Origin of the sequence: Gordonia sputi NBRC 100414, assembly GCF_000248055.1 — a bacterium.
GTDB lineage: Bacteria > Actinomycetota > Actinomycetes > Mycobacteriales > Mycobacteriaceae > Gordonia > Gordonia sputi.
This window is the reverse complement of sequence record NZ_BAFC01000052.1, coordinates 95,109-108,045: the sequence shown is the minus strand read 5'-3', so window position 1 is coordinate 108,045 and position 12,937 is coordinate 95,109. Positions and strand designations below refer to the sequence as shown.

The window sequence follows — 12,937 nt, the reverse complement described above, 5'->3', positions numbered from 1 at the left end:
AGCTCGATCATCGGGTCACAGCCCGCTGGTTGAGCCTGTCGAAACCACTATCAGCGATCCCCGGCCCACCTGGGTCGGGGATCGCTGCTTTTTGTTCACCGAGCGCGCCCCGACACGTCACGCGCACGTAGCAGGCCGGTCGTTGCGACTGGCTTTCATCTGGGGCATGACAGACGTACTGGACAGCCCGGGTGTTGCACACGGACGCACCCTCGTCGACGCCGGACGGCTGCGGATCGTTCTCACCGAGTCCCCGGAGCTGATCGACGCTGTCCAACGACTCCGCTACGACGTCTTCGCCGCCGAGCCGGGCTTCTCCGATCAGATCGGCGACCCGACAACCCGCCGCGACGCCGACCACGTCGACGAGTTCGCCGAGCACCTCGTCGCCATCGACGACGAGTACGGCGTTCTGGGCTGTGCACGACTGCTCGCACCGCCGCGAGCCATCGCCGCGGGCGGTTGGTACTCGGCAAGCGAATTCGACCTCACCGAGATCAACCAGATAGGCGGGTCGGTCGTCGAGATGGGCCGCGCATGCGTGGCGCCAGGCCATCGCCACGGCGCAATCACCGCGCTGCTATGGGCCGCAGTGTTGCGATACCTCGACGACGCGGACTACCGCTACCTGATGGGCTGCGTCTCGGTTCCGCTCGGTGGTCCCGGTGACGAACAGCGAGGTTCGACGCTGCGCGGCGTCCGCGACCACGTCCTCACCCGCCACCGGGCGCCGTGGCGAACCACCCCGTTGCACAGCCCACTGATCGACGGTCGCATTCTCGACGAGATCGAGCCGCCGTCGACGCTCACCCTCCCGCCGCTCCTGCGCGCCTACCTGCGTCTCGGCGCGACGGTCTGCGGTGAACCGGCGATCGACGAGATCTTCGACGTCGGCGACTTCGTCACCATCATCGACCGCGAACACGCCAACACCCGCTACCTCGACAGACTTCGTGCGACAGGCGCGCGACTCGCAGTATCTCCACGAGAGTGAGGTCCGTATGACGGCCGCAGCGATCATCAGCCCTCCGACGTCCCCCGCATCACTGCCGACGCAGACAGTGGTGCCGACCGCGCACTCTGCCTCCGCCACCAAGCCTTCGTCGTCCGCGACGGTCAGGCCCGAGGGTCACCGTCACGCGTGGTACCCGGCCAGCCCATGCGGCGACCTCTGCCACGCCGACAACCCATTCGCCCGGGCCAACGTGCTCGTCGTCGCGACTCGCGTGGTCCTGCTGGCGGCGTCGACCATCGTCTTCCTGCTGATGGGTTCGCTCGTCGCAGTGCTGCCGCGACTCCTGCGTCGTGCATACATCCGCACGAGTGCGCGAACTCTGTTGTGGTCCTTGGGCGTGCGAGTGGTGATCGACGATCGTCGGCCGTTCGCCGCGAGCACCCGTGGGCTCGTGGTGTCCAATCACATCTCGTATCTCGACATCCTGGCCGTCGCGGTCGTCAACCCGGCCCGGTTCGTCGCCAAATGCGACGTGATGTCGATGCCCGTCGTGTCAACGCTTGCTCGGCGACTCGGAATCATCTCGATCGACCGCGGCTCGCTGCGTACCCTGCCCGCAACCGTCGATCGGGCGGTGGCAGAACTGCAGGCCGACAACTCGGTGGCGGTGTTCCCGGAGGGCACCACCTGGTGCGGACGTGCCCGCGGTGAATTCCGGCCCGCGTTCTTTCAGGCGGCGATCGACGCAGGAGTGCCTGTCATTCCGCTGCACGTCGAGTTCGAGGTCTCCGGAATGGTCACGGCCGCAGCAGGTTTCATCGGCGATGATTCGCCTGCCGACACGCTTCGACGTGTGCTGCGCACCCGCGGCCTCGCGGTGCGTATCCGAGTGCATGAGTCGCAACTTCCCGGGTCGGACCGTCGTGAACTCGCCGAGCGCTGCGCCGAACTTGTCGGTGGGGCGCCCGCACACGCTCATCCGTAGGCCACCGGAGCAGCTGACTCACATCGGTGACCGCGGAAGACACACCCGATCGCTCGATCCGATACGGTGAGAAAACCGCGCCGATCCCTACGGTGCGCCTGGCCGTCGGGAGATTTCGTGACCGCGAGTTCGCAGACAGACACCGAGAACGACGCACGTCGCGAAGCCGCACGGGCGCGGTTCAGTGAGCTGCGTGCCGCTCGGGGCGCTGTCGCCGACGCCGACCTCGACGCGGTCTGGGCCGATCTCGACACCATCAGACCTGCCGACATGCTCGGGAGTTGGCGCGGTGGCGAGTTCGTCACCGGCCACGCGATGAACGGACTGCTAACCAAGATCGGTTGGTACGGCAAGAACTTCATCTCGCTCAGCGAGGTGCAGCCGCTGGTGTGCCGCGACGAATCGGGAGAGCTGTACTCCAACACCAGCGTCGGCAAGGGTGAGGCGTCGTTGTGGGCCATCGAATTCCGCGGCGAGGTCACGGCGTCGATGGTCTACGACGGCCAGCCCGTGATCGACCACTTCAAGCGCGTCGACGACACCACGGTGATGGGCATCATGAACGGCACCGGCGGCCTCATCGGCGGCCGCCATTTCTACTTCTACCTCGAACGTGACTGAGTTCTGAGCGTCGACGCTCTTACCACATCTGCGTCGCAACCGCCCGCGTCAAGAAGTCGGCAAGTGATCGCCAAGCGTGTCATCGCAGTCTGTCGTCGTCCCTGAAGGATCGACACGAAGGCAGAAGCCATGGCGCAGACCAGACGCACCCGCACGCCACACATTCGCACATCACACACTCGCGCGAGGCGCCCAACGCCAGCGCCGCACCGGCCGGTCGACGTCGGAAAGCAGAGGTGGACCCCGGTTCAGCGCGTGACACTCGCCGTGGTGTGTGTGGCAACCGCGATGCTCATGCTCGACATCGCAGTGGTCAACACAGCGCTACCCGCGATGGCACGCGAATTCGACGCGGGGATGACCTCGCTCAAATGGGTGATCGACGGATACACACTCGCGTTGGCGACGATCGTTCTCAGCGCAGGCGCATGGGCTGACCGCATCGGCCGACGTCGCGTCTTCGTCGTCGGCGCCGTGGTGTTCACCATCGGGTCCGCGGTCTGTGCGGCTGCGGGTGACATCCTCACCTTGAACGCCGCACGTGTCGGCCAGGGGTTGGGCGCCGCGCTGCTGTTCGCCTCCTCACTCGCGTTGCTGGCGAACGCATTTCCCGGGAAAGAGGAACGCACCAAGGCATTGGCGGCCTATGGGGCGACCATCGGGGCGTCGTTCGCTGTCGGACCGCTGCTCGGCGGTGTACTCACCGACTGGATCGACTGGCGCGCAATCTTCGTCGTCAACGTTCCGCTGGGTATTGCGATGATCTACGCGACACGGTGGATCGATGAGTCGGCGAGCAGTCGTCCGCGACGGGGTGACGTGTGGGGTCAGCTGAATGTTGTTCTCGCGCTGGGTGCATTGACCTATGGACTCGTCGAAGCCAACTCGCGCGGTTGGGCGGATGCGGTAACGCTGAGCGCATTCGGCGTCGCCGGGATCGCGTTCGTCGCGTTCCTCGTTGTCGAATCCGTTGTCGCGCAACCTATGCTGCCGCTGCGCATGTTCACCAACCCTGCATTTGCGGGAGCTCAGGTCGCAACGTTCGCGATCAGTGCGTCGATGTTCGCCGTGTTCGTGTACGTGACCATCTATCTGCAGGGGGTGCTCGGGATGTCGGCGATCGCCGCGGGCCTCGTCTATCTGCCGGGGACGATGGTCATGCTCGTCGTCGCGGGTCTCACCGATCGCGTCGTCGGACGCGTCGCGCCCTGGGTGCTCCTGTCGACGGCCCTGTTCGCGGTGGCGGCGGGACTGGTCTGGATGACGTGTGCGGGCCAGCACAGCAGTGGCTGGATCATGGTGCCCGGCTTCCTCGTCGCCTGCGTCGGTGCGGGTGTGTTCAACCCCGTGATGAGCGGGGTCGTGTTGGCCGAGGCCGCGCACGACGACGCGGGTCTTGCCGCCGGCGTCAACGATGTCTTCCGTCAGTCGGGAATCGCGCTCGGCGTGGCAGCACTGGGTGCGGTGTTTCCTGCCGTTTCCGTCTTGAACGGCGGACAGCCCGCCGCCTACGTCGACGCGCTTGGCCGTGCGTTGTGGATCAGCGCCGCGATCGCAGTGCTCGGTGCGCTCGTGGTGATCGTGGCAATGCGGTCGGCGCGCGCGAGCGTCGATGCTGTCGGGCCGGTCGCTCCGGCTCGGACAGCCCACATCGTTGCGATGCCGGTCGTAGACTCGGAATCGCCGTTTTTCCGACATTCCGGTCCACAGGTGTGAGGGGAGAGATGCGGGAGTATCTGATCCTCGGTCCCCTCGAGGTTCGTCGTGCAGGCGAGACAGTCGATCTGGGATCGCCCAAGCAGCGAATCGTCCTGGGCGCGTTGATCCTTGCGCGCGGCGCGGTGGTGTCGGTCGATCGGCTGATCGACTCGGTGTGGGGTACGCATCCGCCGCCCGCCGCGACGACGAGCCTGCAGGCCTACATCTCCAATCTGCGGCGCGCGCTACGCGGTGAGTCCGGTGGGCCGTCGCCCATCGAGCGGATCAGTCCCGGATATCGACTGACCATCGCCGACGACTCCGTCGACCTCGTCGAGTACGTTGCCCTAGCACGCAGGATTCGCGACGAGGTCGACGCCGCCCGTTGGCATGATGCACTGCAACTCTGCGAACAAGCACGCAGGTTGTGGCGTGGACCCTTGTTGGCAGACATGGCCGACGAGAAGTGGGTCGGCCCCGATTCCGTTGCGGCGTCCGAGATGCGACTGTCCGTCACGGAGGCGTACATCACGACGCTGCTCGCGCACGGCGACACCGGTCAGGCGCTCACCGAGACGTCGACGTTGCGCACGCTCGATCCGCTCCGCGATCGTGCTGCCTGGCTGCACATGATGGCGCTCTACCGTGCGGGCCGCGGCGCCGATGCGCTCGCCGTGTACACAGAGCATGTTCGACGACTCGACGACGAACTCGGCCTCGACCCGAGCAACGAACTGCGCCAGTTGCAGGGCGCGATTCTGCGCCACGACCCCGAAATCGCGGCCTGGCCGCGAGCACCCCGCTGGTCGGGGGCCGGCCCGGCGCCGTCACCGGCCGGCGGGGTGGACGCCGACAATCCCCATGCGGAAAGTCCTCGTGCGGAAAGTGCCGACACTGCACATGCCGGCGTACAAGGCGCATACGTCGATACGCCGGAGGTCGTCACTGCCGGAGGAGGTCCGGCAGCCGGGCCGGACGGCGCGCTTGTCGGGCGTGACACGCAGCGGCGCACGCTGGCAACGCTTTTCGTCGACGATCGGGGTCCGGTCACGCGGTGGCTGGCCCTGTCGGGTGCGGCAGGGATCGGCAAGACCAGGCTCGCCGAGGAGGCAGCTCGGATGGCGTCGGCCAACGGAGACATCGTAGTGTGGGTGAGATGTCCTGACTCACAGGGCATTCCGGCATGGTGGCCGATGCGTCAACTCTGCCGCGAACTGAATACCGACGCCGACTCCGTGTTATCGGTTCCACCGGGAGTCGACGCCGACGCCGCGCGGTTCGCGGTGTACGAACGCGTGCAGGGTCTCCTCGAGTCACACGCCGCGGCCCGACCGGTCACCGTCATCGTCGACGACGCGCAGTGGGCCGATCCCATGTCGATCGACCTGCTGGTCTACCTGACCACGGCTCTGCAGCGGGTGCCGGTGCGGGTGATCGCCACGGTGCGCGACGAGGAGGGCGGGCCTGCGATCGCTCGCCTGCGCTCGGCGATGGTGCGGGCAGGGGGTCGTATCGTCGACGTTCCCGCATTGACGCGCCATGAGGTCACCGCATTGGTGCGGGAGATATCCGACGTCGAGCTCTCGTCGGGCGAGCTCGACGAACTCGTCGCCCGCACCGGCGGTAACCCGCTCTTCGTCGCGGAGTATGCGCGGCTCCCGGATTCGCAACGCGGAGAAATCGTTCCGGCGGCTGTCCGTTCGGTACTCGATCGACGGCTCGCCTCGCTCGACCCCGCGACGCGTGAGGTGGTCGGCTATGCCGCGGTCATCGGTGACGACATAGACGTCCCGCTCCTCGCGCACGTGATGGACCGTGATGTCGACGAGGTCGCCGACTGCATCGACGACGCGGTCGACGAGCGGATCGTGGTGACCGGCGTGGGCCACGGGCGCACCGTGTTCGCGCACGCCCTACTGCGTGGAGAGGCGATGGCGGGCATCAAAACGTTGCGACGCTGCAGAATTCACCTGCGCACGGCCGAAGTGCTTGCGTCGGCAACAGATTCGGCGTCGTCGGCGCGGCGGGCAGGCCACCTCCTGCAAGCCCTGCCCTTGGCCGAGGTGGTCGACGTGGTCGAGGCGTGTCGTCGGGTCGCCGCCGACGCGACATCACGATGGGATTCGGTGAGCGCCGCCTACTGGCTCGATGCCGCACTGCGCACCTATGAGGCCTCCGAGAGCGCCGCCGCCGACGTCGCCATGCGCGATGCTCTGCTCGTCGACCTCCTCGACGCGCATCTGCGTGCCGGAAACGTCGCGACGGTGCTCGAGATGGTGGCCGAACGACTGAGCGATGCGATGCGTTCGGGGAGTCCGCAGACGGCTGGACGACTGGCCGCCACGCTGATCAGGTCCGGCGGGGGATGGCCGTGGGTTGCGCCGGGAACCGAGACCGGCCCACTACAGGACCTATTGGCGACCGCAGGCGAGTTCACCGACGGCGACGCGGCGAGCAGCGCACGGGTGTTGGGCGCGTTGGCCATCGGCACCTGCTACAACCGTGACGCCGCGATCCCGGCGACACTTCTCGCCCGCGCGGAGGCGCTCGCGCACCAGCTCGGTGATCCCGACGTGCTCGCCGACGTCATGGTCGCGCGCTTGCTGACGTATTCCGGCGTCGCAGAACGGGCGCAGGAGTCGGTCGCGCTCGGTATCGCCATTCGTGAGCTGCCGCATACGTTCTCGGCGCTCGACGAGGTGATCGTCGATTCTGTGCTGTCGATGGCGACGATGACACTCGGCGACCTCGACGCCACCGAACGGCACCTACGGCGCGGGATCGTCGGCAGCGAACGGATGCGTCTACCGATACTGCGCGCACAACTGCGGTGGATGGAGGCCGCCGTCGCGGTCTGGCATGGTCAATTCGACCGTGCGCGTATGCATTTCGAGACCGCCTATGCGGTCCACCAGCAGACGCAACTCTACGTCGCCGGGAGTGGAGCGCTTGCGATGATGGCGATGGCAACGCAGGAGGGGATGTTCGAGCAGATCGTCGACGACGTCCTGGGAATCGATGGAAACGACCGGCTGCAGTGGGTGCGCTCGGTGATGTCCGGTGCCTCGGGCAGTTCCGTTGCGACACTTCTGGCCTCGGGCGTCGCCACCGTTGCGGGTGTGCACGGTGACGCCGACCTCGCGATCGACATGATCGACGCCTGGTTGGGCGAGCGGGAGCCGATGATGTGGACGTCGCTCGCCCAGGCGGTCATCCTTGCCGGCGTCGTCGTCGAACTCGAATTGACCGATCGTGCCGAGCTTTTCATCGACTATCTCAGTCGATTCACGCAGTGCATCGCCACCGTCGGGCAGGTCGGATGCATCGGCCCGGTCGATCTCGCGCTCGCGGAGTTGTACTTCTTGATCGGTGACGACGACGCCGCCATCGAGGCGCTCGACCGCGCACGAGAATTGTCCGAGACCCAGGCCAGTACGCCAGGGGTTCTGCGGTGTCGGATGGCCGCGGCATCCCGCGCGCCTGCAGGAGCGCGGCGTGACCGTGAGCTTGCCGATATCTCCGCGCTCGCTGCTGCTGCCGGCATGAGCGCACTCGCTTCGACGGCGACCGCTGCGCGCATTGTCTGACCTGCACGAATTGATGTGCTCTGAACGACGGACATCGGCTGGCGTGCACTCCAAGAAGACCGCAAGATCATCCCAAGGGTGTGCCGACATCGTGTGAGTGCGGCCGGACCAGCCGGTCGCCACGTGCACATTCGAGGAGCATCGCCATGACCCAGACACCGACCGGGATCGACCAAGCCGACATCGCGGGTTTGCGCGCCAGTATTCGCGGAAATGTCTTCCGTCCCTCCGAGGAGGGCTATGCGACCGTGAGCTTCAACGCCTCGGTGTCGCGGCGCCCGTGGGCGGTCGTCGACGCGGCAGGCAGCGACGATGTTGCCGCGGCAGTCGCTTTCGCCGCAGCAAACGACATGACGGTTGCCGTCCATGCAACCGGACACGGCGCGACGCCGACCGACGGACGGTCGTTGTTGGTCCGGACCGGTGCGCTCGACACGTGCGAGATCGATCCTTCAACGCGGACAGCGCGGGTCGGTGCAGGCGTCCGCTGGCAGCAGGTCATCGAGGCGGCAGCGCAATTCGGACTCGCGCCACTGTGCGGATCGGCGCCGGGCGTTGGCGTAGCGGGATTTCTGTCCGGCGGCGGTATCGGGCCGCTCGTCCGGTCGGTCGGGGTGTCGTCGGATTATGTGCGCGCCATCGAGATGGTCACCGGTGACGGGCTCGTCCGGCGGGTCAGCGCCGATGCAGATCCCGATCTGTTCTGGGGTTGCCGCGGCGGGAAGGCGACGCTCGGCATCGTCACCGAGCTGGAGATCGAATTACTGCCGATCGCGGAATTCTATGGCGGCGCAGTCTATTTCGACGGAGCTGACGTGCCGTCAGTACTCGCGGCATGGCAACGGTGGACACAGGATCTTCCCCGCGAGGCGTCGACGTCGATCGCGCTCCTGCGGCTGCCCGACATGCCGGGGGTTCCGCCGATGCTCGCGGGCAAGCTCACTGTCGCCGTGCGCTACGCCAGCGTCGCCGACCCCGACACCGCCGCGTCGACCTTCGCGCCGATGCGCGCGGTGGCGACCCCGATTCTCGACGCGGTGGGCACGATGCCCTACGCCGCCGTCGGCATGATCCATGCCGACCCCACCGACCCGAAGCCTGCGTACGAGAACGGCATGTTGCTGTCGGGGCTGCCCGACGACGCGGTGCGCACGCTGCTCGACCACGTGGGACCCGAGGTCGCTTCGCCGCTACTGCTGGTGGAACTGAGGCTGCTCGGAGGGGCGTTCGCCGAGCAACGCGGACCCGACAGTGCGGTCTGCCACCGCGACGCCGCGCTCAATATGCACGTCGTCGGCGTCCTGGTGCCACCGATCGCCGACATCGTGCCCGGGCACGCCGACCGGCTGATCGGCGACATGTCGGCGTGGGCAACCGGCGGACGACTTCCCAACTTCACCGCGAGCGCCGACCCCGAGCGTGTCCGGTCCTGCTACGACGAGGAGACGGCGGCCTGGCTGGCAGCGCTGGCGCTGCAGCACGATCCCGGCGGCGTGCTCGCTGTGGGCCAAGTCGTCCGCTGATACCCGGTCCGGTGTAACCCGACTCCGCACGACGGAATTGGTCCCGGGTGTTCGCGCGTTTATCCTGGGGTGCGTATGTCCATGTCATCCCGCGCCCCGGTCTACCTCGACAATGCCGCGACGACAGCTCTGCTGCCGGAGGCACTCGAGGCGATGACCGCCTGCTACCTCCAGCCGGGTAACGCGTCGTCGTTGCACGGTTCGGGTCGTCGTGCCCGGCGCCACCTCGAGGAAGCCCGCGAGACCGTCGCGTCGGCGCTCGGTGCGCGGCCATCGGAAGTGATCTTCACCAGCGGCGGCACCGAGGCCGACAACCTGGCGGTCAAGGGCATCTACTGGGCACGCAGGCGTGGAGACGCGCAGCGTCGTCGAATCATGGTGTCCGCGGTCGAACATCACGCCGTGCTCGACGCCGCGCAGTGGTTGGCCGACAACGACGACGCCGAACTCGTCGTGATCCCGGTCGACGCCGAGGGTGCGGTGTCGGTCGCGCACGTGCGTGCCGAACTCGAGCAGCACGCAGCGCAGACGGCACTGATCTCGGTGATGTGGGCCAACAACGAAGTCGGGACGATCCAGCCGGTGAGCGAGATCGCGGCGCTCGGTATCGAGTTCGGCGTTCCCGTCCATTCCGACGCCGTACAGGCCGCCGGTCACATCCCCGTCGACTTCGCGGGCAGCAGGCTCTCGGCGATGAGTATTGCCGGGCACAAGTTCGGTGGACCGTACGGATGTGGCGCGCTGCTTCTCGGCCGCGACGTCGAGTGTGTTCCGTTGCTCCACGGTGGCGGTCACGAGCGGGATCTGCGATCCGGCACCCAGGACGTACCGGGGATCGTCGGATTGGCTGCCGCGCTGCGACGGTCGGTCGACACACTCGACGAGACGCTGCCGCAGGTGGCAGCGATGCGTGATCGCCTGTTCGACGTGCTGCTCTCGATCGACGGAGCGACCGCCAACGGGCCTCGCGACGATCGCCGACTGCCCGGCAACGTGCACGTGTCGTTCGCGGGTTGCGAAGGGGATTCGTTGCTGATGCTGCTCGACGCCAACGGTGTCGAGTGCTCGACGGGTTCGGCGTGTACCGCAGGCGTCGCACAGGCCAGCCACGTGTTGCTGGCGATGGGGGTCAGCATGGCCGACGCGCGCGGGTCGCTGCGCTTCTCGCTCTCTCATTCCACCACCGACGCCGACATCGAGTCGGTCGCCGAGATCATCGGCGAGGTCGTCGACCGCGCCCGCGTCGCCGGTCTGGTGTCCACTCCCGCGGGGAAGGGGAACTGATGCGCGTACTGGCAGCCATGAGCGGAGGAGTCGATTCGGCCGTCGCCGCGGCACGTGCCGTCGACGCCGGTCACGAGGTCGTCGGCGTGCACCTCGCGCTGTCGACGGCGCCGGGGGCCCTGCGGACCGGCTCTCGCGGATGTTGTTCACGTGAGGACGCCGACGATGCGCGCCGCGCCGCGGACGTCCTCGGCATCCCGTTCTACGTCTGGGACTTCGCGGAGAAGTTCAAAGACGACGTGATCGACGAGTTCGTCGAGGCCTACGCGGCAGGGCAGACGCCCAATCCGTGCCTGACCTGCAACGAGAAGATCAAGTTCTCCGCCCTCGCCGAGAAGGCGGTCGCGCTCGGTTTCGACGCCCTCGCGACCGGCCACTACGCACGACTCGCCGACGGTGAGCTGCGTCGCGCCGTCGACGATGACAAAGACCAGTCGTACGTGCTGGCCGTCCTGACCCAGCAGCAGTTGTCGCGGGCGATGTTCCCGGTCGGCGACACCTCCAAGCCGCAGATCCGCGACGAGGCGGCCCGACGCGGCCTGTCCGTTGCGTCGAAGCCGGACTCACACGACATCTGCTTCATCCCGACCGGCGACACCCGAGCGTTCCTCGGCGCACGTATCGGTGTGCGTCCCGGCGCCGTTGTCGACGCCGACTCGGGCGAACGTCTCGCCGACCACGAGGGCGTACACGGCTTCACCATCGGCCAGCGCAAGGGACTCGGGATCGACGCACCCGCCGCCGACGGGCGTCCGCGCTACGTCACCGACATCGACCCCGAATCGGGCACCGTGACCGTCGGAGCCGCAGAGAACCTGCAGGTCTGGTCGATCAGCGCCACCAAGGCCGTGTGGACGTCCGGACAGGTTCCGAGCGGCCCGATCGAGTGCATCGTGCAGGTTCGCGCGCACGGTGGGCTCGCGCAGGCGGTCGCGACGCCGATCACCGGCGACGACGGACGCCCCGGAATCGACATCGAGTTGCGCGAGCCGCTGACCGGCGTCGCACGTGGCCAGGCGGCCGTGCTGTACCTGCCCGACGCCGAGCGAGGCGATCTCGTCGTCGGCTCGGGTCGTATCGCGGGCACCTCGCACGTGCGTCGCAGCGACGCGGCCGTCGCGGGTGCGTCGTCGAGTGCGCACTGACCGGTGATGTGATGACCTCGCTGCCGACCGGTGTCGGTACGGGTGTCGGCTCCATGCCGGGCACCGATCCGACAGAGGCCGCGGCGATTGTGGGCGGCGAACTCGACTTCACCTACCTCGCCGAGTTGCCCGCGCGCGGGATCGGAGCCGACATGGTCGGCCGAATGGGCACCCTGCTCGTCGACATGCCGATCGACGCCGGACCGTGGGGCTACCGGCTCGCGGCACGACCCTCCGCCGTCACCCGCGCGGCGTCGGACTATCTGCGATTCGACCTCGACGCACTCGAAGAACTGTGGGACACAGCGGGATTCATCGGTACCGGACGTCAGGTCAAGGTGGCGGTGTGCGGGCCGTTCACCTTCTCCGCCTCGGTCGAGCTGCCCAACGGCCACAAGGTGCTCCGTGACGTCGGCGCGTGGCATGACGTCGTCGAGTCGACGGCCGAGGGGCTGCGTGAGCACGCCGCGGAGGTTGCCCGACGCCTGGGCGCGCAGGTGACCGTGCAGCTCGACGAACCTCTGATCGGCGCCGTCCTCGATGGCACGGTGACTCCGCTGACCCGCCTCGATCCGATCCGCGCGATCCCGCTCCCCGAGGTGGTGGACGCGCTCTCGGGCATCGTCGAACAGGTGGGGAGACCGGCGATCGTGCACAACTGCGGAGCGCCACGCTGGGATGTGATCGGGCGGTTGCACGGCGTCGGACATTCGGTGGTGCTCGACGCCGCGATCTCCTCGGGGCCAGACGTGCTCGACACCGAGACCCTCGACGGAATCGGTGCCTTGATCGAACGTGGGGATGTCCTCGTCGCGGGCGTGGTCTCGGCGCAGCGGGCCGATCGGCGCGCCCGAGCCGAAACGGTCGCCAGCGGGCTGGCCGCGATCACCGACCGCATCGGTTTGAATCGAAAAGTGCTGTCCAACAACGTGATCGTGACTCCGACGTGCGGTCTGGCCGGGGCTCCGCCTGCGTGGACCCGCACCGCCCTGGGCATCTGCGCACGCGCAGGCGAGCTGCTTTCGGAGGACCCGCAGGCGCTGTGACTGCTGCGTAAAGGGCTGGCGGGGGCCAGGAACTCTTCAATGTGTGTCGTTTCGAAAGATGTGGGTGCTGCAGCACCCACATCCTCGGATTCG

General features: G+C 67.5%; 9 protein-coding genes. All 9 read left to right on the top strand.

Annotation, left to right across the window (positions count from 1 at the left end; all coding sequences use genetic code 11):
* Nucleotides 1-91: 91 nt before the first annotated feature.
* The 9 genes from GOSPT_RS08820 (at nt 92) to GOSPT_RS08780 (ending at nt 12,844) form a co-directional block, all read left to right on the top strand.
* Nucleotides 92-994 carry a GNAT family N-acetyltransferase gene (locus tag GOSPT_RS08820; protein ID WP_005205297.1) on the top strand — a complete coding sequence of 301 codons (903 nt, stop codon included), beginning with the start codon at nt 92-94 and terminating at the stop codon, nt 992-994.
* 7 nt (nt 995-1,001) lie between these two features.
* Entirely contained in the window at nt 1,002-1,940 is a 939-nt protein-coding gene (locus GOSPT_RS08815) for a lysophospholipid acyltransferase family protein (protein WP_005205295.1), read from the top strand.
* A 117-nt stretch (nt 1,941-2,057) separates the two neighbouring features.
* On the top strand, nt 2,058-2,561 hold the full coding sequence (locus GOSPT_RS08810) for a DUF4334 domain-containing protein (RefSeq protein ID WP_005205293.1): 504 nt from the start codon (nt 2,058-2,060) through the stop codon (nt 2,559-2,561).
* Nucleotides 2,562-2,690: 129 nt separating this feature from the next.
* Nucleotides 2,691-4,277 carry an MFS transporter gene (locus tag GOSPT_RS08805; protein WP_082965448.1) on the top strand — a complete coding sequence of 529 codons (1,587 nt, stop codon included), beginning with the start codon at nt 2,691-2,693 and terminating at the stop codon, nt 4,275-4,277.
* A gap of 8 nt (nt 4,278-4,285) precedes the next feature.
* The gene (locus GOSPT_RS08800; RefSeq protein ID WP_005205289.1) at nt 4,286-7,846 is read left to right on the top strand and encodes an ATP-binding protein; all 3,561 of its coding nucleotides are present in this window, start codon (nt 4,286-4,288) and stop codon (nt 7,844-7,846) included.
* A 146-nt stretch (nt 7,847-7,992) separates the two neighbouring features.
* On the top strand, nt 7,993-9,369 hold the full coding sequence (locus GOSPT_RS08795) for an FAD-binding oxidoreductase (RefSeq protein ID WP_005205287.1): 1,377 nt from the start codon (nt 7,993-7,995) through the stop codon (nt 9,367-9,369).
* 81 nt (nt 9,370-9,450) lie between these two features.
* Complete coding sequence (locus tag GOSPT_RS08790) at nt 9,451-10,653, top strand: cysteine desulfurase family protein (protein WP_005205284.1); 1,203 nt, start codon at nt 9,451-9,453, stop codon at nt 10,651-10,653.
* Nucleotides 10,653-11,798 carry a tRNA 2-thiouridine(34) synthase MnmA gene (gene mnmA / locus GOSPT_RS08785; RefSeq protein ID WP_005205280.1) on the top strand — a complete coding sequence of 382 codons (1,146 nt, stop codon included), beginning with the start codon at nt 10,653-10,655 and terminating at the stop codon, nt 11,796-11,798. Before GOSPT_RS08790 ends, mnmA begins: the two co-directional genes overlap by 1 nt.
* Before the next feature lie 11 nt (nt 11,799-11,809).
* Complete coding sequence (locus GOSPT_RS08780; protein WP_005205278.1) at nt 11,810-12,844, top strand: uroporphyrinogen decarboxylase/cobalamine-independent methonine synthase family protein; 1,035 nt, start codon at nt 11,810-11,812, stop codon at nt 12,842-12,844.
* The last annotated feature ends 93 nt before the right edge of the window (nt 12,845-12,937 follow it).

What these genes read in the sequence shown, in the direction of transcription:
- GOSPT_RS08805 (WP_082965448.1), top strand. Translation starts at nt 2,691, where the DNA reads ATGGCGCAGACCAGACGCACCCGCACGCCACACATTCGCACATCACAC.
- GOSPT_RS08790 (WP_005205284.1), top strand. Translation starts at nt 9,451, where the DNA reads ATGTCATCCCGCGCCCCGGTCTACCTCGACAATGCCGCGACGACAGCT.
- GOSPT_RS08800 (WP_005205289.1), top strand. Translation starts at nt 4,286, where the DNA reads ATGCGGGAGTATCTGATCCTCGGTCCCCTCGAGGTTCGTCGTGCAGGC.
- GOSPT_RS08815 (WP_005205295.1), top strand. Translation starts at nt 1,002, where the DNA reads ATGACGGCCGCAGCGATCATCAGCCCTCCGACGTCCCCCGCATCACTG.
- GOSPT_RS08780 (WP_005205278.1), top strand. Translation starts at nt 11,810, where the DNA reads ATGACCTCGCTGCCGACCGGTGTCGGTACGGGTGTCGGCTCCATGCCG.
- GOSPT_RS08795 (WP_005205287.1), top strand. Translation starts at nt 7,993, where the DNA reads ATGACCCAGACACCGACCGGGATCGACCAAGCCGACATCGCGGGTTTG.
- mnmA (WP_005205280.1), top strand. Translation starts at nt 10,653, where the DNA reads ATGCGCGTACTGGCAGCCATGAGCGGAGGAGTCGATTCGGCCGTCGCC.